Annotated in this window: 17 protein-coding genes; 13 read left to right on the top strand and 4 right to left on the bottom strand. The window is 70.9% G+C overall.

The features are described from left to right. Window positions 1-48 precede the first annotated feature (48 nt). From ABD284_RS16770 to ABD284_RS16745, 6 genes are all read left to right on the top strand, one after another. On the top strand, window positions 49-2,562 hold the full coding sequence (locus tag ABD284_RS16770) for an ATP-binding protein (RefSeq protein ID WP_344144443.1): 2,514 nt from the start codon (window positions 49-51) through the stop codon (window positions 2,560-2,562). A gap of 152 nt (window positions 2,563-2,714) precedes the next feature. Beyond that, the gene (locus tag ABD284_RS16765; protein WP_344144616.1) at window positions 2,715-5,021 is read left to right on the top strand and encodes a type IV secretion system protein; all 2,307 of its coding nucleotides are present in this window, start codon (window positions 2,715-2,717) and stop codon (window positions 5,019-5,021) included. A 39-nt stretch (window positions 5,022-5,060) separates the two neighbouring features. Further along, a complete protein-coding gene (locus tag ABD284_RS16760) occupies window positions 5,061-5,753 on the top strand; it encodes a hypothetical protein (RefSeq protein WP_344144441.1) in 693 nt (230 codons plus the stop codon). Further along, window positions 5,754-6,926 (top strand): C40 family peptidase, encoded by a 1,173-nt coding sequence (locus ABD284_RS16755; protein WP_344144439.1) that lies wholly within the window; start codon window positions 5,754-5,756, stop codon window positions 6,924-6,926. Between the two features lie 244 nt (window positions 6,927-7,170). After that, a complete protein-coding gene (locus ABD284_RS16750) occupies window positions 7,171-7,713 on the top strand; it encodes a hypothetical protein (RefSeq protein WP_344144437.1) in 543 nt (180 codons plus the stop codon). 70 nt (window positions 7,714-7,783) lie between these two features. Then, window positions 7,784-8,494 carry a hypothetical protein gene (locus ABD284_RS16745; RefSeq protein ID WP_344144435.1) on the top strand — a complete coding sequence of 237 codons (711 nt, stop codon included), beginning with the start codon at window positions 7,784-7,786 and terminating at the stop codon, window positions 8,492-8,494. A gap of 62 nt (window positions 8,495-8,556) precedes the next feature. Here the strand turns inward: ABD284_RS16745 and ABD284_RS16740 are convergent, their stop codons facing one another. Further along, a complete protein-coding gene (locus tag ABD284_RS16740; RefSeq protein ID WP_344144433.1) occupies window positions 8,557-9,639 on the bottom strand; it encodes a serine/threonine-protein kinase in 1,083 nt (360 codons plus the stop codon). Between the two features lie 276 nt (window positions 9,640-9,915). Beyond that, window positions 9,916-10,119 carry a hypothetical protein gene (locus tag ABD284_RS16735; RefSeq protein ID WP_344144431.1) on the bottom strand — a complete coding sequence of 68 codons (204 nt, stop codon included), beginning with the start codon at window positions 10,117-10,119 and terminating at the stop codon, window positions 9,916-9,918. A 480-nt stretch (window positions 10,120-10,599) separates the two neighbouring features. Between ABD284_RS16735 and ABD284_RS16730 the strand changes: the two genes are divergently transcribed. The 3 genes from ABD284_RS16730 to recD2 all read left to right on the top strand — a co-directional run bounded on the left by ABD284_RS16730 (window position 10,600) and on the right by recD2 (window position 13,637). Next, a complete protein-coding gene (locus ABD284_RS16730) occupies window positions 10,600-10,848 on the top strand; it encodes a GntR family transcriptional regulator (protein ID WP_344144429.1) in 249 nt (82 codons plus the stop codon). Between the two features lie 173 nt (window positions 10,849-11,021). Next, on the top strand, window positions 11,022-11,306 hold the full coding sequence (locus ABD284_RS16725) for a GntR family transcriptional regulator (RefSeq protein WP_344144427.1): 285 nt from the start codon (window positions 11,022-11,024) through the stop codon (window positions 11,304-11,306). Between the two features lie 93 nt (window positions 11,307-11,399). Next, entirely contained in the window at window positions 11,400-13,637 is a 2,238-nt protein-coding gene (gene recD2 / locus ABD284_RS16720; protein WP_344144425.1) for an SF1B family DNA helicase RecD2, read from the top strand. Between the two features lie 858 nt (window positions 13,638-14,495). Here the strand turns inward: recD2 and ABD284_RS16715 are convergent. Continuing rightward, window positions 14,496-14,825 carry a hypothetical protein gene (locus tag ABD284_RS16715; protein WP_344144423.1) on the bottom strand — a complete coding sequence of 110 codons (330 nt, stop codon included), beginning with the start codon at window positions 14,823-14,825 and terminating at the stop codon, window positions 14,496-14,498. A 376-nt stretch (window positions 14,826-15,201) separates the two neighbouring features. Here ABD284_RS16715 and ABD284_RS16710 point away from each other — a divergent pair, with 376 nt between their 5' ends. Together ABD284_RS16710 and ABD284_RS16705 are read left to right on the top strand one after the other, a co-directional pair. Then, the gene (locus ABD284_RS16710; protein WP_344144421.1) at window positions 15,202-15,501 is read left to right on the top strand and encodes a hypothetical protein; all 300 of its coding nucleotides are present in this window, start codon (window positions 15,202-15,204) and stop codon (window positions 15,499-15,501) included. Window positions 15,502-15,743: 242 nt separating this feature from the next. Next, complete coding sequence (locus ABD284_RS16705) at window positions 15,744-16,316, top strand: dihydrofolate reductase family protein (protein WP_344144419.1); 573 nt, start codon at window positions 15,744-15,746, stop codon at window positions 16,314-16,316. Between the two features lie 216 nt (window positions 16,317-16,532). On the opposite strand, the gene ABD284_RS16700 is transcribed toward ABD284_RS16705, so the two are convergent. Further along, complete coding sequence (locus ABD284_RS16700) at window positions 16,533-17,822, bottom strand: DUF5685 family protein (RefSeq protein ID WP_344144417.1); 1,290 nt, start codon at window positions 17,820-17,822, stop codon at window positions 16,533-16,535. A 123-nt stretch (window positions 17,823-17,945) separates the two neighbouring features. Here ABD284_RS16700 and ABD284_RS16695 point away from each other — a divergent pair, with 123 nt between their 5' ends. Both ABD284_RS16695 and typA read left to right on the top strand, forming a co-directional pair. Further along, on the top strand, window positions 17,946-18,359 hold the full coding sequence (locus ABD284_RS16695) for a (deoxy)nucleoside triphosphate pyrophosphohydrolase (RefSeq protein ID WP_344144414.1): 414 nt from the start codon (window positions 17,946-17,948) through the stop codon (window positions 18,357-18,359). 136 nt (window positions 18,360-18,495) lie between these two features. Then, window positions 18,496-20,382, top strand: coding sequence for a translational GTPase TypA (gene typA, locus ABD284_RS16690; RefSeq protein ID WP_344144412.1), 1,887 nt, complete (start codon window positions 18,496-18,498; stop codon window positions 20,380-20,382). Window positions 20,383-20,688: the final 306 nt, after the last annotated feature.

The following is a 20,688-nucleotide window of genomic DNA, read 5'->3' as shown; positions in this document are numbered from 1 at the left end:
CGGCGCGCGCGACCGCACCACCACACGCACCACTGGGGAGGCCACCCGATGAACGGCAGCAGGAGCGGCAGCCGCCTCTCGGTCCGCTACTTCGACGACCGCATCCTGCTCAGCGACGCCGACGCCTGGGCCTACTTCCGGCTGCCCACGGTCTCCTACGAGTTCGCCACCCCCGACGAGCGCGAGGCGCTGGCCACCAACGTCACCATCGCGCTGGCGGCCATCCGGATGAACGACGCGGAGGTGCACCTGCGCGTGGCCCACCGCACCTACCCGGCGGCCGACTGGGCCACCCGGCTCGACGCCACGTCCGACTCCGGGCCGGGCTGGTTCGACTACCTCGACGAGATGTACCGGCACGTGTGGGCCAAGGACTTCTGGACCAAGGAGGTCTACCTGGGCGTGCGCCTGGGCCAGCGCGGCGGCGTGCGCGGCCAGCTCTCGCAGGGCATGTTCGCCCAGCTGGTCAACGCCTACCAGCGGACCGAGCAGGTGCTGGGCATGGAGGACGACGCCACCGACGCCAAGGAGATCGCCCGCTGGAGCGAGCAGGCCGAGCGGCTCGGCCGTGCGCTGGCCGCGAGCTCGCTGCACGCCCGCCACGCCACCTCCGACGAGATCGCGTGGCTGATCCGGCACGCGGTCACCGGCACCATCGAGGAGTCGCGGCGCTCGGCCGCCGGCCGCCGCACCTGGGGCAAGGGCGAGATCGAACAGCTCGTCGAAGGGGTCGTCCACAACGGCCGGTCCATGCTGCGGCTGGACCAGCCCACCGGCTCCACCTACGTCGCCTACCTGTCCTTCTCGCGGTTCCCCGACCTGATGCCATTCCCCGACGGAGAGCCGTGGCTGCACTACGCCGACGCGCTCCCGTTCCCCGTCGAGCTGTCGCTGCGGATGAAGCTCATCCCGCCCGCGAAGGCGAGCAAGGACGTCGGCCGCAAGCTCGCGCACGCCCGCGACATGGACGCCCACATCCGCGAGGCCGGCGTGGCCGCGCCTCTCGCGCTGGCCGAGCAGATCGACGCCGCGCGGATGCTGGAGCACGGCATCACCAAGGAGCGGCTGCCCTTCGTCTACGGGTGGCACCGGCTGATGGTGTCGGCGCCCGCCGAGGACCTGCTGGTGCAGCGGGTGGAGGCCGTCGTCGAGCACTACCGCGACATCGGCATCGACGTCGTCAACTCCACCGGCGACCAGTTCTCCCTGTTCGCGGAGTCACTGCCCGGCGACCGGATCCGGCTGAACGCCTACGCGCAGCGCCAGCCGCTGCGCACGATCGCGGGCGGCATGCCCACGGCCACCATCGACCTGGGCGACCGACGCGACTCCTCCGGCGCGGGGTGGACCGGTCCCTACATCGGCGAGACCCTCGGGCGGGCCCGCTCGGTCGTGCACTTCGACCCGATGGTCGCGGCCGCGCGCAACCGCCCCACGGCGATCGCGATCACCGGTGAACCGGGCGGCGGCAAGACCACGCTGGCGCTGCTGCTCATCCACCAGCTCGCGCTGCGGGGCGTGACCGTCGCGGCCATCGATCCCAAGGGCGACGCGGAGTCGCTGGTGCGGTTGCTGCAGCGGCGCGGCCGCAAGGCGCGGATCATGTCGATGGCCTCGGCCGAACCGGGGCTGCTCGACCCGTTCTCCTTCGGCGACGACCTGTCCACGCAGAAGACCATGGCCACCGAGACGCTGCGCCTCCTGCTGCCGAGAATGAGCGAGGAGCGGGAGTCGGCGATGATCCAGGCGGTCGCCGCCGTCGCCAACCAGCCCCGCCCGAGCCTCGCCAAGGTCGTCGAGCACCTGGAGGACTCCGAGGACCCAGCGTCGCGCAACCTGGGCGCGGTGCTGCGGTCGATGTCGGAGATGCGGCTGGCGAGCCTGTGCTTCGACCCGCAGGGCCAGACCCAGATCGACACCGAGGGCTGGACCACGGTCTTCACCCTCGGCGGGCTGACCCTGCCCGACTCCGCCATCCAACGCGACGACTACTCCTACGAGCAGCGGCTCAGCGTCGCACTGCTGTACCTGGTCAGCCAGTTCGCCCGGCGGCTGATGAACGGCCTCGACCGCCACCTGCCCAAGGCCATCTTCCTGGACGAGGCCTGGGCCGTGACCTCGACCCCGGAGGGCGCCAAGCTCGTCCCCGAGGTCTCACGGATGGGGCGCTCGCGCAACACCGCCCTGATCCTGGTCAGCCAGAACGCGGGCGACCTCCTCAACGAACAGGTGACCAACTGCCTGTCCAGCGTGTTCGCCTTCCGTTCGAGCGAGCGGTACGAGGTGGAGAGCGTCATGTCCCTCCTCGGGGTCGAGTCCTCCGAGGAGCATCAGGCGATGCTCCGCAACCTCGGCAACGGCGAGTCCATCTTCCGCGACCTCGACGGCCGCGCCGGACGGGTCGCCGTGGACCTGGTGTCCGAAGAGCTGCTGGAGTGGCTGGACACCAACCCCACGCGGCATCGGCCGGACGACATCCCCGAAGACGACGGCGCAGGCACCGGTGCCCTGGTTGGAACGGGCGGCACCGGCGGTACCACGAGGATGGGGCAGGACCAGTGACCAACACCGCGACGCCGTCCGCAGCGTTCGGGCGTGAGGACGATTCGCCGATCTCGGGAGAAGCGCCGTCGGCCGACGGGCCGGCGGCGGACGACCCCCCGCGCGGCCGCCGATCGGGCCGGGGCCGGAGGCGCTTCAAGCGCAACCTGGTGATGGCCGGGTTGATGCTCGCCTTCCTGATGAGCCCGCTGGGCAGCGCGCAGGCCGCACCGGTCTGCGAGGGCGAGCCCGCCCCGCAGCCGGAGGCGGCGGGCAGCGGAGCCGACGGCCTGCTGGTGCCGCCGCAGTCGGCCGAGGCGGTCGCCGCGTCGCCGGACGGGCTGCCTCCGGACTCCAGCGTCTACGGCCAGTACGGCACGGCGGGCCAGCAATGGCACGTCATCCGCGAGTCGTGCGTGGACAAGCTGGGGTCGGCGTCCGTCGCCACCCTGAGCAACACAGCTTGGGACCTTTCCAAGACCATCAATCAGTCCACGATCACCGTCTACCAGGCGGCCACCAGCGACGGGCTTCTGGCCAGTTTCAACCAATTGGTCGAAAACGTCATCGGTCAGCTCCGCGAAGGGCTGTGGAGGCCGCTCCTGCCGACGATGATTATTCTCGGGGCTGTCTGGCTCGGCTGGTACGGGTTGATCCGCAAGCGACTGACCCTGACGCTGGAGAGCGCAGTGTGGATGGTGCTCGCGACTACTCTCGGGATCTGGATCCTTGTCAATCCTGGTCAAATATTGGGAATGGCTGGGAGCGTGGTGAACTCGGGAGGGCAGTTGGTGAATTCAGCTGTCTCGCAGGTTACTGTCCCAGGCGTATCTCAGACGTGTCCAGTGGGTGGACCTGAGGCAGAGAAGGCGGAGTGGGAGAGTCCCAGCGACTTCGTCGTCCGGAATAATTCACAGATGCTCTGGTCGGGACTAGTGTGTCAGCCGTGGATGGCGGGAGAATTCGGTTCCGGACCTCAGGCCGCGAGTCTCCAGCAACAGTACGGAATGGACCTGCTGGCTGCTCAAGGCATCAGTAGAACCGAGATGCAGCAGGTCGCTGATGGCGAAGTGGACGCCGCGCAACTCCGCGAAGAGAAGATGGCTGATTATGAGGACATAGCGAGCGACATCAGAGATACTTACCCAGGTGTCTACCCGCTGTTCGAGGGCGAACAACAGAGTAGTCGGTTGGGCGTTGCCACTCTTGCGTTGTTTGCAGCGATATTCGCTGGTGGGCTCATTCTTGCCGCATCTGTGGCGCTCATCGTTTTGAAGATCGGGTTCCTTCTTCTTCTGCTGCTGGCTCCGGTGTTCCTGCTCATTGGTATTCATCCTGGGTACGGGCGGACCGTCCTGCTTAGGTGGTTCGAGATGCTTCTTGGAATCTTGCTTAAGCAGATATTCATAGTGCTGTTGATCTCGTTGCTCGTGATGAGTTACGTCCTTGTGATGGGATCAGCTTTGGGTTGGGGACTTCAAATCATCCTGCTGTCCTTGTTCACTCTTGCACTATTCGTCTACCGGAAGCCGTTCGCTCACCTGTTCGCCTCCATCAACGCCAACACCTTCACGTCGCGGATGGTCAGCGATGCCGTGTCGAGCAGTGCTCTCAGCAAGAGCGCGAACGTCCTCCCACCCGTCGCCTACATGCGGGCCCAGAAGTGGGGGCTCAAGCGGAGTCCCCAACTCGCTGCGGCCGCGGCGGCGGTCCCCGCCGGCGGCGGTGGAGCGGCTGCCGCGACGCCGGAAGCGGGCGAAGCGGTGCGCGGTGGAGCCGCACCGACCGCGGCCGAAGCCGAAGGCGGCCGCGTCCGAGGCGACGCGGGACGAGCGCGCGCCGGCGGGGGCTACGGCCGAGTCAGGGGCAACGCCGCTCCTCCGCCGCTCAAACTCGGCCAGACCCAGGACCAGGACCGAGGCCAGCAGCGCGCCGCCGCCGCGGCCGGCCGTTCCACCTCCGAGGCCCCCCGACTCAGTGAGGCCGCCTCCGGAGGATTGGGCGGGAGCGCCCGCGCGGCTTCCTCCGGCAGGGGCAGCATCCCTCCGCGCCCCTCGGGCGGTTACACCGGCACGGGCGACACAGGCTGGGCCTCCGTCTTCGGTCGCGGGGGAGGAGAGCAGCGCTCCGCCCCGCCGCAGGGTGCCGAGCAGGCGCCGTCCCGCGAAGGCCAACGCGGCGCTGACCCGAACACCGGCGCCGGCATCTTCCGCGGCCGGGAGGCCACGCCTCCGCAGGGCAACGTCAACCGCGGATCGAGGTGGGGCGGTCCCCGCTCCAAGCAGGGTCGCGGCGCTCCGCCGCCGCGCCAGCAGCGTCCGGCACCCTCCGGTGAGTCCCGCGAAGGCGGTAGCTGGCTCACCGGATCCCGCGACGGCAAGAACGACGCGCCCATCAGCCCCTTCTGGACCGGCGCGGAGTCCCAGCGCCGCCGGGACGTGCGCCGCGACGTCCCGTTCTGGCTGCGGGACGAAGACTGACCCGATACGCCACGACCGCCCTCGCGAGGAACCCCCGACATGCCCAAACCGCTCAGTGAAGGACAGCAGCGCTTCGTTTTCGGCGCTCTCGTCGTCGTCCTCGTGGTCTTCGGCGTCTATCTGACCCTGGGCGGGTGGGGCGACGGCGCAGACGAGGGCGGGTCGAACGAGGAGTCCTCCGCCGCAGGAGACCGGAACGGCGGTCAGGACGCCGCCGGCGACGTCGCGCCGCCGAGCCCGATTCCCACTACGGCCGCTCAGGACATGCAGGTGATGGACTGGTTCCCCTTCAGCGAGGAGGAGTTCAAGTCCGCGGCGGCGACGGCGCAGGAGTTCGCGCGGGTCTACGGCACCATCGATTACTCGCAGTCGCCCGAGGACTATTACGCGAGTATGCAGGAGCTCGCGACCGACGACTACGCCGAGACGCTGGCCCAGAGTTCCGGCGCCGGGGCGATGTGGCAGGAGATGTCGAGCAAGGAGGCCGTCGCCGAGGGCCGGGCGAACGTCGAGTCCATCCGCACCTTCGGCGACGAGTCCGTCACGTTCGTGGTGACGGCGCAGTCGATCACCGAAGGCGGTGGAGGCGCCAGCGAGGACCTCGGAGAGTTCGCGGTCACCGTGGTGGAAGAGGGCGGCGAGTGGCGGGTCTACGACTTCCAGCCAGCCGATGCCGGAAACCTGGGCGACGTGCCCGGCACGCCGGGGCCGGGAGATGCGGCGGGTGAGTGAATGATCGCACTGTTCGCCGGACCTGAAGTGAGGGACGCGGAGAGGGGGGCGTGCGTCACCCGACTCGCGATCGCGATCGGCGTTCTCATGGTGGGAGCGATCGCGGTCGGGGTCGTCATCATCCCCATGACCGCGCTGAATCCGGGAGTTATCAACGCTGTCGGTGCGCTGCAGTGCACCTCCGACCAGTCCGCCCAGCAGGCGGAGAGCAGCGGTTACGCCGAGGACTCCATACCGGAGAACTACCTGGAGATCTACAAGTCCGTCGGCGAGGAGAAGGGGATCCCCTGGAACGTCCTCGCCGGTGTCGGGCAGGTCGAGAGCAAGCACGGGCGCTGGGAGGGGCCGGGGATCACGGAGGGCCACAACGACTGGGGCGCCGCCGGCCCGATGCAGTTCGGCGCCCTCGACGGTTCGGCCGCGGGCAACAGCTGGGGCGGCGACCCGATCATGGACACCGACGACCGCCCTGAGAACGGATACGGGCAGGACGGCAACGACGACGGTGTCGTCAACGTCTACGACCCGGCCGACGCGATCCCCGCCGCCGCCGACTACCTGATCGCCCACGGCGCACGCGATGACATGCGCGAGGCCGTCTACGGCTACAACCACGCCTGGTGGTACGTCGATGACGTCATGAGCTGGGCGGACCAGTACGCCGAAGGCGACTTCGAGACCAGCGGTTCCGTCGAGCAGGCCGTCAACTGCGAGGTCACGGCCGAGGGCGAGCCGATCGGACAGGCGCCGAACGAGCTGGCGCAGGCGGTCGTCGACTGGGCCCTGAACCAGCGCGGAAAGCCCTATCTGTGGGGCGGCACGGGGCCGAGCGCCTTCGACTGCTCGGGACTGACGATGCGCGCCTACGAGAGCATCGGGGTCTCCATTCCGCGGGTGTCGCAGGACCAGTGGACGTTCGGGCCCAAGGTGCCCGAGGGCGAGGAGCAGCCCGGCGACCTCGTCTTCTTCGACGTGCACCAGCCGGGCGCCGGAAGCCCGGGGCATGTGGGCATGGTCATCGGCGACGGGCTGATGGTCGAGGCCTGGTGCACCGACTGCGGACCGATCGCGGTTCACGACTACCATGCTCCCGGGCGGTCCGAGATTCTCGGGTTCACCCGCCCTCTAGAACACCCCGACGTGAAGGCGCAACTGGACGATCAGGCGCAGTAGGCTTCGATCGCTTCCCCGTCACCGCTGAGGATCGAAAATGTCTGAGAATAAGAGTGCGCCCCGGAGAAAGCAGGGAGTCCACGGGTGGCGTGCCTTTTTTCTCATGTTCGGGTGCGGAACCGTCGCTGCTCTCCTAGTCGTGGGAACTTTTGTGGGGGTAGTTCGCCTGGCCGCCTCATCGCTCACGGGGGCTGGGAGTCCCGGTGATTCGGGAGCTTCTCCGACACGAAAACCCGTAACGACCATGACTCCCGGAGCGATTGACCTGTGTGAACTGATAGGCGATGCCCCACCCGTCACGCTGACCTCACGGATCGATGAGGCGGATGGCCCAGAGGAGGTCGGAGTAAGCAAGGAAGGCGAGGCATGGAGGGTATCCGATGAGTGCTCATGGGGCTTCATCGGTCAGGACTCGCAGGAGTGGACGTTGCAGTTCTCCTATACGGCGATCATCAAAGCCGGAGGTCATGACCAACGCTTCGATATGGCGCAGGACGAGTTTGGCGAGAATTATTCTTCCGCGCAGGACGTGTTCGGGAAAACCGCATCTGACGAGGAAAGCTCAGATAAAATCGGCCGCCAGCGAGAGCTTTTCGGTACGTTGGAAGACGGAACCCAAGCGTATATCCTGGTTCGTCAGGTAAAGAGCAGCGTCTACGTCGTGGACATCAGGGGAAACCCGTCAAGCTCTGGTAGCGAAGATTACCGGGTGCATCAGTTCGCTTCTCAGGCCTCCGCGGTCTCGACCCTGGTCGACAACCCGCTTCGTGACGTGGTTCCGGACTGACAGGCGGAAGTTATCCACAACCCTGTGATCCGAGTGGCCCATCCGGCCTGAGGGCTCCGACCCTTGAAGCATGATCTTCAAGCAGTCACTCCCGTGCCAGGGAGACGAAGCCGTCGCACTCTTCGCGGCGGCTCAGTTCGGACTCATCAGTCGGGCGCAGGCGCGGCGGGCGGGGCTCTCGCCCGACGACGTCGCTGTTCGCCTGCGCCGCGGAATGTGGGCACGCACACTGCATTGGGGCGTGTTCCGGGTGCTGGGATTCGGCACGCTCGCCTCGCCGCTCAAGCGGGCCGTCGTCGCCGCCCAGCTCGCCCTGGCCCCCGGCGCCTTCGCCTGCCGCGACACCGCGGCGCGCCTGTGGCGGCTGGACGGGCTGCCGCCGTGGGACGGGCACACGGTCGACATGGGTGTGCGCTCGCGTTCGGCCGCGGTCGGCGTGCGGGCCGTCTCCCCGGCCGTGCGCATCCACAGGCTGCGCGTCTCCGAGGGAGACGTCGTCCGCCGCGCTCCCATCCGGCTGACCGGCGTCGGCCGCACTCTGCGCGACATGTCGACATGCAGCGGGAAGCGCACGCGCACGCGGCTGTGCGGGTCCGCGGTCGGGCGCGGACTGGTCGTGTCCGGCGGAACGAAGCCCCGTCCCCATCGCAGGCTCGCGGCCTCCCACGGGCGCGGACTGCACGCGACGCCTGTTACCGCCGCCCGGAACACGGGGCCGCCTCGTGCCGACGCGGCCGGCGACGGGGACCGGACCGGCGGCCGGACGGCGGACCCGACATGACCGAACCCGATATGAGCGATCCCGCCCGCGTGCCGAACGCCCACCACGCACCGCCGCAGCCGTCACCCCGTCGGCCACAGCCGCGCCAGACCGCGAGTCAGACCGTGCGGCAGCTCGCGCGGCGGTCGTGGAAGCCGCACGTCGACCTCGTTCCAGTGGGTCCTCAGCATCTCGCGGACGGCGGCCGGTATCGCGGCGCCGGTTGGAGGCGGCTCGGCACCGCTCGCGGCGAGCACCTCCCGCAGCAGCACCGTCGAGTCCGGGCGCGCGGCGGGGTCCTTGGCGAGGGCCGAGAGCACGAGCCGCTCCAGCCCGGCGGGCAGGCGGTCGAGGTCGGGCTCCTCCCGAAGCACCCTGCGGGCCAGCTCCTTGGGATGGCCGTGCCCGAACGGGTTGTGGGCCGCCGCCGCGAACGCCACCAGGCAGCCCCACAGGAACACGTCCGACCGGTCGGTCGCCGGCTCGCCCCGGTACTGCTCGGGGCTGATCCAGCCCGGCGTGCCCAGGCGGTCGCGCGGTCCTTCGGCGGGCCGCTCGTCGGGCTGCGGCAGCCCGTCCGGCGCCCGGACCCCCAGGCGCCGCAGCCCGTCGCGGAAGCGGCGCAGGCGTATCCACCGGGTGGGGTCCTCCGGCGCGGTGGGACGGGCGATCCCGAAGTCGAGGATCTTGGGTCCCGGCGGTGCGATCACCACGTTGCTCGGCTTGAGGTCGCGGTGCACGATCCCGACCGAGTGGACGGCCCTCAGTGCTTCAGCGGCACCCGCCGCCAGGCCGACGAGCATGCCCGGGCCCAGCGGACCGTGGCGTTCGACGTGGTGGCGCACGGTAGGGCCGGGCACGTACTCGGTGGCCAGCCACGGCGGATCGGCCTCCACGTCCGCCTGCACGAACCGGGCCACGCACGGGCTGTTGACCCGCGCGAGCAGCCGGGCCTCGTGGGCGAACTGCCGGCGGAACCCGGCGGTGGCGGCGTGCTCGCCGGCGATGACCTTGACGGCCAGGTACCCGCGGATGCCCGGCGCGGTGGCGGCGTAGACGGTGCCCATCCCGCCGGCGCCCACGCGGCCCACCAGTTCGTATCCGCCCACCTCGGCCGGGTCCTCGGGAAGCAGCCGACCCAGGCGCCGAGTCCCCCGGGCCTTCATCGCGCCTCCAGTGCCCATCACGGCGGAGCCGCTCCCACCGAACCTCGCCCCTTACCCCCGGGCCACGTGATCCGGCGCGGGCATCGAAGCGCCAGTGCACCGGAGGAGGACGGTCCGGGGAACGGAAAGGATGGCGGCAGCGCGCTTTTCAGTGGATCGGAGTCTAGCGCCGAACCTTCCGGACCGCCGCGGTCGCCGGATGCCGGTGTTCTCGACGCCGGACGGGATCAAGTTCCCCGACCTTCGAGCGGCGGCGAGAACACCGGCTCCCTGCCGTTAGTCCTCGCCTCCGCCCAGCAGATCGGCCAGCCGGCGCTTGATCTCCAGGGCGGTCTCGCGGGCGCGGCCGAGCCAGAAGACGCGGTCCTCGGTCGCGTCGACCAGCTCGTCCAGCAGGCCGCGCAAGGCGCGGCGTTCGACTTCGGTGAGGCCGTAGTCGGGGGACGGCGGGTGCAGTGCGCGGTGTTCGTCGGCGTTCACAGGACCACCCCCGCGAGACCGGGGCGGGTCGCCGGTCGCGATTCGACGAGCCGGAGCGTCCCGGCGAACGCGCGGACGCCGGTGTAGCGGCGGTTGCTCCGGAGCGCGGCGAGGGCGTAGGGGCGGATCACCGGCCCGCGGCGCCGGCGTGCGGGAGCCGTGGGCGCGGTCGGCGGGGGAGGGCAGGGGCGAGGCGCGAACGCTCGCACCCGCGCCGCCCTGCGGCGGGCGGCAGGAGGAGGGGCGTCGGTAAGGGGGGCGGGCGTGCGCATGTGGACACGCCGAGGACGTAGGCAGCGCAGCGCGCAGCCGCTAGGGTCGGTCATGTCATCAGCTCCGTGTTAGCTGGTGGCCGCGCCCCGGGGCCGTTCCAGCGGTCGCCGGGGCCTTGCATGGTCAGCTTAAAGGAACCTTACTACCCCCGTCTAGCCCCGTGGGTGGCTATGGCGGGAAGACCCCCCGCGACTATGGTCGGCGTTCATGACCATCGACCGGGAAGGCCCTGTTCCGCCGTATCGCCAGATCGCCGCAGCACTGCGTGAGCGAATCGCGGACGGAACCATCCCTCCAGGTCGGCGGATCCCGAGCTTGGTCGAACTCGAAGCGGAGTTCGGGGCCGCCCGCGACACTCTGCGCAAGGCGGTGCAGCTCCTCAAGGATGAAGGGCTCGTCGAGACGGTCCAGGGCATGGGCATCTTCGTGGTCTCGGACCGGCCGCAGAACGACTGAGCCGTCCCCGGAGTGCACGGTGATGGGTAGAGGGACATTCGTCGCCGAAGACGGAGAACTCCGGGCGCCGCTGACACCGCATCCGGACCGCTCGCCCGTCTCGGTCCGGGCAGCGGAACCGACTTGCGGAATCCAGTGCAGCGGTCGCGGGGATCTCTAGCATTATTGCGCCCGTGAGCGAGCAGGATGTAATCCCGGAGTTCGATCCTCAGGGTCCCGACCTTGTCTATGCCGCCCTTGCCGAGCACGTCGTGGCGCGGGTGGAAGCCGGTGATCTGGTGCCCGGGGCCCGCTTGCCCGCGGAACGCGATCTGGCAGAGGAGTACGGAGTCGCCTATATGACCGTCCGCAGGGCCATGCAGGTTCTTCGCGAGCGCGGCGTGATCGTCACCGTCCATGGCAAGGGGACCTTCATCGCCCAGGACGCCCTCTCGAACATCGGCCGGGGCCGAAAGTAGCGCACTGACCGGCGGTCATCGCCGACGTGGGCGCTCTCCTGTCGCCGCCGGGCGGCATTATGGGGGAACCGAGGTGGCGGAAGGGGTGTCCTGATGGCCAAGGGGTCGCAGCGGTCCGGTTCGGGGGACGGCGGGTTCCGGCCGTCGGTGCTCGAGGGGGTCCTGGAGCGCATCACCTTCGCCAACGAGGAGACGGGCTACACCGTCGCCAAGGTCGACACCGGCCGCGGCGGCGACCTCACCACCGTGGTCGGCGCGCTGCTGGGTGCCCAGCCCGGCGAGTCGCTGCGGATGGAGGGCCGCTGGGGCTCGCACCCGCAGTACGGCCGCCAGTTCATGGTCGAGAACTACACCACGGTGCTGCCCGCCACGGTCCAGGGTGTGCGCCGGTATCTGGGGTCCGGTCTGGTCAAGGGGATCGGCCCGCGTCTCGCCGAGCGGATCGTGGGCTACTTCGGCGTCGAGGCGCTCGACGTCATCGAGCAGACCCCCGAGCGCCTCATCGAGGTGCCCAAGCTCGGCCCCAAGCGCACGCGCCTGATCGCCGACGCCTGGGAGGAGCAGAAGGCCATCAAGGAGGTGATGGTCTTCCTGCAGGGCATCGAGGTGTCCACGTCACTGGCGGTGCGGATCTACAAGAAGTACGGCGACTCCTCCATCTCCGTGGTGCGCAACGAGCCCTACCGGCTCGCCACTGACGTGTGGGGGATCGGGTTCAAGACCGCCGACACCATCGCCCAGGCCGTCGGCATCCCGCACGACAGCCCGGAGCGGGTGATGGCCGGCATCCAGTTCACGCTGTCGGAGTCCACCGGCGACGGCCACTGCTACCTGCCCGAGGAGAAGCTGATCGCCGAGGCGGTGAAGATCCTCCAGGTCGACTCCGGCCTGGTGATCGAGTGCCTTGCGCGGCTGGTGGCCGAGGAGGGCGTGGTCTCGGAGAAGGTCGCCGGCCCCGACGGCGACGGTGTCACCGCCGTCTACCTGGTGCCGTTCCAGCGCGCCGAGGCGTCGCTGGCCTCGCAGCTGCGGGGTCTGCTGAACGCCCCAGCGGACCGGCTGTCGGCCTTCGACGGCGTCGACTGGGAGGTCGCGCTGGGCTGGCTGGGTTCGCGCACCGGCGCCGAGCTGGCCGCCGGGCAGCAGGAGGCCGTCAAGCTCGCGCTGAGCCGCAAGGTCGCGGTGCTCACCGGCGGTCCGGGCTGCGGGAAGTCGTTCACCGTCTCCTCGATCATCACGCTGGCCGCGGCGAAGAAGGCCAAGATCGTCCTGGCCGCACCCACCGGGCGCGCGGCCAAGCGGCTGACCGAGCTGACCGGCCACGAGGCCTCCACGGTGCACCGGCTGCTGGAGCTGAAGCCGGGCGGCGACGCGTCCTACGACCGCGACAACCCGCTGGACTGCGACCTCCTCGTGGTCGACGAGGCCTCCATGCTCGACCTGCTGCTGGCCAACAAGCTCGCCAAGGCCGTGCCGCCGGGCGCCCACCTGCTCCTGGTCGGCGACGTCGACCAGCTTCCCTCGGTCGGTGCCGGGCAGGTGCTGCGCGACCTGCTGGACGAGCGCTCCCCGCTGCCGGCCGTCCGCCTGACGCATGTCTTCCGGCAGGCCCAGGAGTCGGGCGTGGTGACCAACGCGCACCGGGTGAACACCGGGAACCCGCCGGAGTTCGCCGGGATGTCGGACTTCTTCCTGTTCCCCAGCGAGGAGACCGAGGCGACGGCCGAGCTCACCGTCGACGTCGTCGCCAACCGCATTCCGCGCAGGTTCGGCCTGGACCCGCGCCGCGACGTGCAGGTGCTGGCGCCCATGCACCGCGGCCCTGCCGGGGCCGGCAACCTCAACACCCTGCTGCAGCAGGCCCTGACGCCCCCTGGCGAGGGTGTCGCCGAGCGCAGGTTCGGCGGGCGGGTCTTCCGTGTCGGCGACAAGGTCACCCAGATCCGCAACAACTACGACAAGGGCGCGAACGGGGTCTTCAACGGCACTCTCGGTGTCATCACCGGCATCGACGCCGTCGAGCAGTCGGTGCGGGTGCGGACCGACGAGGACGAGGAGATCGGCTACGACTTCGCCGAGCTGGACGAGCTGGTGCACGCCTACTCCGTGACCGTCCACCGCTCGCAGGGCAGCGAGTACCCCGCCGTGGTGATTCCGATCACGACCAGCGCGTGGATGATGCTTCAGCGCAACCTGCTCTACACCGCGATCACCCGCGCGAAGCGGCTGGTCGTGCTGGTGGGTTCGCGCCGGGCGCTGGCCCAGGCGGTCCGCAGCGCGGGCGCCGGGCGGCGGTTCACCGCCCTCGCGCAGCGTCTGGCTGATTTCTGACCCCGGTCCCGAATCGCTGATACCGGGACCTTCGGTTTAGACCACCAGAAATGGTGGCGAATCAATCAGGACCATCCCCATTTCACTCCTAACTTTTTGTGGCAAATCAGACGATTCGGACTGATCCTCTCGCTCGCTTCGACGGAACTTCTAGCGAGATTCGTATAAGTGGACAACTGAAATATCCGGGATTGTGCAGTACTGTGATCCGGGTCGGGCGCGGCGCCGCTCCCTCTCCCCGCGCCGCAGCCCGTCGGCCGCTGTCGCGTCCGATCCCTCCCGGTCCGCGACTCGGCCGGCCGGGGCCGTCGCCTTCCCCTCGGGGGCGGATGTCCGCATCCGCCCGGGTGTCGCGAATTGCGGGGATCGGCGGCGGCACCCGGCCCGTCGCGCCGTGTCCTCCCGGGTTTTTCGATTTCCGCCCCGAGTGCGCTCTCCATTGAATAGGCTTCCGTTATGAAGCGGAAACCGAACGGGAATCCGCGTTCGGCGGAGCGGGTCGTGCCCGCTTCGGCTGCCGGAACCGGCGCCGTGCGCCGGTCGGCCGCCGGGGCGGCCGCAGCGTTCCGGCGGCCGCCGTTTCCCCGCAGGGGCTCCGTCGCCGCAGCCGCTGCGGCACTCGGCTTCGCCGCGCGGGGTAAGCGGTTCCCGCCCGGCCCGCTTCGGGGTGCCGCACCGGACCACCCTCCCCGATCGGTCGCCGTCGGGCGCCCGACCGGACGGTGCCGGCCCCAGGGTCGACAGCGCTGCTTCGCTCGAACGTCGGCGCTCTCGCCACTCCCCCCGGAGAGTGTCGGCCCGCCTCGGGCGCCGGCTCCGGTCGGCGCCCGAGGGTCGCTACCCCGATGCCGACCGGCCTCAGCCGCGCTCGGACGAGTGCGGCCCGCTCCGCCGCAGCACCGCCTTGCCGCACGTGACGGTGAGCCCCGCCCCCTCCCGCGCGATACCGAAGTCCAAGCGCATCGAGTCGGGGTCGTGGTGTGACGCCACGGCGGTCACGAGCGGTTGCGGCCACGGATCGGCGGACTCGTCGAAGTAGCTGAAGTCCGTGACGCCTTCGAGCACCAGCGTGTAGTCGGCCGGTCCGCCCGCCCGCTCCAGACGCAGGCCCAGGGTCACCCGGTGCGCGGGCGCGTCGACCCGGACTCCCGTCAGCGCCGACCCGCGCAGCATGTCCAGCCCCGCCATGCGCGCCACCTCCCCGCTCCGCCGGCGGCGACCGCCGAGCCACGCCGGAGAGTGCCCGCTGGAGCCGGTGCGACACCGCCGCGGCCGGTTCCGGACCTGCTGGAATCCGTCCGGCAGTCTGACCGTCCGCGCACCGGTCCGAAAGGCCGTCGGCGGCCGACTCGCCGACCCGCATCGGAGCTCCGGCGAAGCACGCACGGTCGCCGCGCGGTCACTCGTTGATCGATCTGTGACCGAATCGAAGGCGATCGTTTGCGGTCTGCCGAATCCGGGGATTAGCGACGGCGACGACAGGCGCGCCCGTCGTCGAGCCGACCGCAACGCCGCAGCGGGCGAGCACCGCGCCCGCAGGTGCCGACTGGAAAGGCCGCCGTCCGTGGGTACCCTTTCGACGATCTCCGCCGCAGCCCCCGCGACCTCCGCCGAAGCCGTCTCGCGGTTGTGCGCCCTGCTCGCCGCGCCGGGCGGCCCCCGGCTCTACCCCGGCGCGCTGGGCCCGGTGGCGGTCCTCTCCGCGGGCAGCGACCTGACCGTGTGGTGCTGGGGCGGGTTCTTCCGCTGGAGCGACGACGGCGGCACCCGGGTCACCCACCCCGCCGCCGACCCCGAGGGCGCCGCCCGCCGCCTGGGCGCCGAGCGCCACTCCCACGGACAGCGCACCCGCACCGCGGCCTGAGGGCGGGCACCGAGGCCGCCCCGATGCGGCTCGCGGATCCCGCTGCCGGACACGGGCACCGGAGCGGGGCCCGACGTGTCGGGCCGGAGACGTCGGGCCCGAGAGGAGGCCGTACGACCGATGAGTTTCCGCGCGATCCGCAGTCATCCAGGGCGAGCCGGTGGACGCGGCGAGGCCGCGCAGACGGAGCGGACACCGGCCGACCGGCTTCGATCAGCTACGAGAACCCCAGGAGACCCCGGATGCGCACTCTCATCAGCACCGCGTTCGTATCGCTCGACGGCGTCGTGGAGGCGCCCGGCGGCGAGCCCGGATACCGCAACTCGGGCTGGACCTTCAAGGAGGTCGAGTTCCTTCCGGAGGCGTATGAGCTCAAGGAGAGGGAGCAGGAGGAAGCCGGCGCGATGATGGTCGGCCGGGTCAGCTACGAGGCGTTCAGCCCGGTATGGCCCGGCATGGAGGAGTTCACCGAGTACAACGCGATGCCGAAGTACGTGGTCTCCACCACGCTCACCGAAAGCGACCTGGTCGCGAACTGGGGCGAGACCACGATCCTGCGCTCGCTCGACGACGTCGCGGCGCTGAAGGACACCGAGGGCGGCCCGCTCATCGTGCACGGCAGCGCCACCCTCAACCGCGGCCTCGCGGACGCCGGCCTGATCGACCGCTACCACCTGCTGGTGTTCCCGCTGCTGCTCGGCGCGGGCAAGCGGATGTTCAGCGACTCCGACAAGGACACCCAGAAGCTGAAGCTCGTCGCGTACGAGGCGTACTCCAACGGCGTGCAGAAGAACGTCTTCGAGGTCGTCCGCTGACGAACCGCTCCCGCACCAAGCGCGGGGACGCTGTAGGGGCGCGCACGCGGGCGCGGCCGACCGGTCGCCCGGCATAGGTCCGTCCGCCGGGCGGCACCGTGCGCGGCGCGGGCGACGGCCGCGCGGTGCGCCCGCCGCGTCCGGCCCGGAGGCCGGGTCCGGCGGCAGGCTCGCCATGGCGGTCGGCCGAAGCTGCCCGACCCGGCGGGAAGTGCCTCAGTCGCACGAGCAGTCGCAGTCGCAGCAGCCCCCGTCCCCGCCGTCTCCCTCGCCGCCGCTGCCGCCGCCGGTGTTGCCGCCGCAGCCGCAGTCGAGGCAGGAGCCGCTGCGCTCGCCCGACCACGGCCCGGGGTGCGGGTCGCGGCAGCAGTGCTGGCAGGTGCAGCACATGAACAGGGCGACACCGCACCCGGCGAGGAACCCGAGCCTCTTGGGCGGCTCGTAGATCTTCGGCGTCTCGCAGTTGCAGGTGCAGCAGCAGCCGCCCTGGTCGCCGACCGGCCTGTGCCCGTTCCGGGGGCCTCCCGCGCCCGGCGGCGGCTCGACCGGTCCGAAGGCGCTGGTGTAGCCGTGGTCCTGCGGCCAGCGGGGGCCGCTGCCCCCGCTCCCTCCGCGCTCACCCGGAGGCCCGTGCTGCTCCGTCGGCCCGTGATGCCCCGCCGCCGTGAAGGTCCGCGACACCGACCGCCGCAGCTCGTGCACCAGCAGCGCGCGCACCAGCCGCCCGTCGTCGAAGTCCGCCTCGGCCAGCGCGAGCTCGACGCCCAGGGCCGCGTCGTCGCACAGCCGGCGCGCCTCGGCGGCCGACGCGCCGGTCGCCTCCACCGGGTTCCACGCCCCCGCCGCGCGGTCGTCCTCCAGATCCTCGACGGCGTCGAGCAGGTGGGCGATCCGGCCGAACAGCCGCCCCGCCTCCCGCAGCGGACCGCGGTTGCCGGGGCGCCCCGCCAGGACCGCCGTGTGCGCGAACGCCTCTCCCGTGGCGAACTCGGTGGGGCGCGTCGCGGCGAGGACGCCGGCGCCGTTCTCCGCCGCCGCCTCGGCCAGCGGCTGCCCGTCGAGCGCCTCCAGCAGCACGCCGGCGTCGAAGCCCAGCTCGCCGCTGCCCAAGCGGGCGGCGCGCTCCCACCGTGCGGCCAGCGTGCGGGCCGCCGCCCGCACCGGCCCCCGCGCGCAAAGGCCGTCGCCGTCCGTGATGTGGTCGCCGATCCTGGCCGCGGCCAGCAGCAGCGACACCGACGCGGCCAGCTGCGCCCCCGCCCCCTGCGCGACGTCGGCGCCGCGCATCCCGCGCAGGGGGCACGGCCCCGCCGCGCGGGTGGCGGCCGCCGGCTGCTGGGCCGCGGTCAGCGCCGAGACCAATAGTCCGTCGTAGTTGGTGGCGGTGCGGGCGAGCTGGCCGTGTCCGTCGCGCAGCGCCAGGCACAGCCCGCACAGATGGGACACCCACGACGCCGCCAGGTCGCCGGGCAGGGTGCGGCGGCACGGACGCAGGACTCCGAACACCGGACGTCTCCGATCGGTCGCGGGGCGGACACGTCTTCGACCCTCGGACGGCTCCGCCGGTTCCCGCGGGCGCGCGTGCCCAAGTCCCCGGCGTGCGCCGCCGCGCCGGGCTAATCTAGGCGGGTGCCAGACACGCAGATCGTCGTGGGCGCCGCGATCCTTCGCGACGGCGCCGTGCTCGCCGCCCAGCGGTCCCACCCGCCGCAGATGCGCGGCCGCTGGGAGCTGCCCGGCGGCAAGGTCGACCCCGGAGAGTCCGACACCGCCGCGCTCGTGCGCGAGTGCGAGGAGGAGCTGGGCGTGCGCATCGCGCCGCTGCGCCGCCTCGGCGGCGACGTCTCCTTCCCCGCCCGCGTCGGCGGCCCGGCCGCCGTGCTGCGTGTATGGCTCGCCGAGCTGCCCGACGGCCAGCCCGAGCCCCGGGCGCTGGAGCACCTGTCGCTGCGCTGGCTGAAGGCCGACGCGCTCTCCGAGGTCGACTGGCTGCCGGCCGACGTGCCCTTCCTCACCGACATCCGCCCGCTCCTGGTCGGCTGAGCGCGCTCGGCGGCCGGGCGCCCTGCAGAGCTGCACTGACCAGGCCGTTTCTCCGCGGACCCGGCGAGCCCGCATAAACTGGCAGTGTGCCGCGGGAGTCGCGGCTCTTCCCACCAGATGAGATCGAGACACTCGCATGTCCAGCGCCACGCCTGTCGAAGGCTCCGCACGTAGGACTGACATCCGCAACGTCGCCATCGTCGCCCACGTCGACCACGGCAAGACCACGCTCGTCGACGCCATGCTCTGGCAGTCGGGCGTCTTCCGGGAGAACCAGGACGTCGACGAGCGCGTGATGGACTCCAACGACCTGGAGCGCGAGAAGGGCATCACCATTCTCGCCAAGAACACGGCCGTCCACTACACCAAGCCCGATGGCGACGACGTCGTCATCAACATCATCGACACCCCCGGCCACGCCGACTTCGGTGGCGAGGTCGAGCGCGGCCTGTCCATGGTCGACGGCGTGGTGCTGCTGGTCGACGCCAGCGAAGGGCCGCTGCCCCAGACCAGGTTCGTGCTGCGCAAGGCGCTGGCGGCCAAGCTTCCGGTGATCCTGGTCATCAACAAGGTCGACCGGCCCGACAGCCGCATCGCCGACGTCGTCGACGACGCCTACGAGCTGTTCCTGGACCTCGACGCCGACGAGTCCCAGATCGAGTTCCCGATCGTCTACGCCTGCGCCCGCGACGGCAAGGCCTCGCTGGATCGCCCCGCCGACGGCGAGGTCCCCGACAACGGCGACCTCGTCCCGATGTTCCACACCATCCTGGACACGGTCCCGGCTCCGGAGTACACCCCCGGCGCCCCGCTGCAGGCCCACGTCACCAACCTGGACGCCTCGCCGTTCCTGGGCCGCCTCGCGCTCTGCCGCGTGCACCAGGGCGAGATCCGCAAGGGCCAGACCGTGGCCTGGATCAAGGGCGACGGCACCGTCGACCAGGTGCGCATCAGCGAGATGCTGATGACCGAGGCGCTGGAGCGCAAGCCGGCCGAGAAGGCGGGCCCCGGCGACATCATCGCCATCGCCGGCATCCCCGACATCATGATCGGCGAGACCCTGGCCGACCCGCAGGACCCGCGCCCGCTCCCGCTGATCACCGTGGACGAGCCGGCCATCTCGATGACCATCGGCATCAACACCTCGCCGCTGGTCGGCAGGACCAAGGGCGCCAAGGTCACCGCGCGGCTGGTCAAGGAGCGGCTCGACCGCGAGACCGTCGGCAACGTGAGTCTGCGGGTGCTGCCCACCGAGCGCCCCGACACCTGGGAGGTGCAGGGCCGCGGCGAGCTCGCGCTGGCGATCCTCGTCGAGCAGATGCGCCGCGAGGGCTACGAGCTGACGGTCGGCAAGCCGCAGGTGGTCACCCGCGAGGTCGACGGCAAGCTGCACGAGCCCGTCGAGCGGCTCACCGTCGACGCGCCCGAGGACTACCTGGGCGCCATCACCCAGCTGCTCAGTGTCCGCAAGGGCCGCATGGAGCAGATGACCAACCACGGCACCGGCTGGGTGCGGATGGACTGGCTGGTGCCCTCGCGCGGCCTCATCGGGTTCCGCACCGAGTTCCTCACCGAGACCCGGGGCACCGGCATCGCCCACCACGTCTTCGAGGGCTTCGAGCCGTGGTTCGGCGACCTGCGCACCCGCCCCACCGGCTCCCTGGTCGCCGACCGCACCGGCCAGGCCATGACCTACGCCATGTTCAGCCTGCAGGAGCGCGGCGTCCTGTTCGTCGATCCGGGCACCGAGGTCTACGAGGGCATGATCGTGGGCGAGAACTCCCGGGCCGACGACATGGACGTCAACATCACCAAGGAGAAGAAGCTCACCAACATGCGCTCCTCCACCAGCGAGGAGCTGGAGCGCCTTGTGCCGCCGCGCCGGCTGTCGCTGGAGCAGGCACTGGAGTTCTGCCGCGAGGACGAGTGCGTCGAGGTGACACCCGAATCGGTGCGCATCCGCAAGACCGTCCTGGACTCCAAGGAGCGGGGCCGCATGGCCGCCCACAAGAAGCGCGGCTGACACGCGACCGCCGGATCCGGCCGCAGCGGCCGGATCCGGGGCCCGGTGGCCCGCGGCCCAGGCGCCGCGCACACCGCCGGCGGTCGGGAGGCGGCGCCCCGCCGCGCCGCCGCCGGACGCCTTTTCGGAGGACACGCCGAGCCGGCGGCGGCGATAAGTACTCCGCGTTACGTGGCGGCGCCGCACCGGATTCGACCGAAACCCGGTGTTCCGTAGCGCGTACGGGTCGGCGGCCCTAGCCTTGGAACCCCAGGGTTCCGAGTACGGCTCCGGCCGCGGAACCGCGCGTTGACCCCCGCGAAGGAC

The sequence above is a fragment of the Streptomonospora arabica genome (assembly GCF_039531585.1).
GTDB lineage: Bacteria > Actinomycetota > Actinomycetes > Streptosporangiales > Streptosporangiaceae > Streptomonospora > Streptomonospora halophila.
Note: the sequence above shows the minus strand (reverse complement) of the source record. Positions and strands in the feature narration are given on the sequence as shown.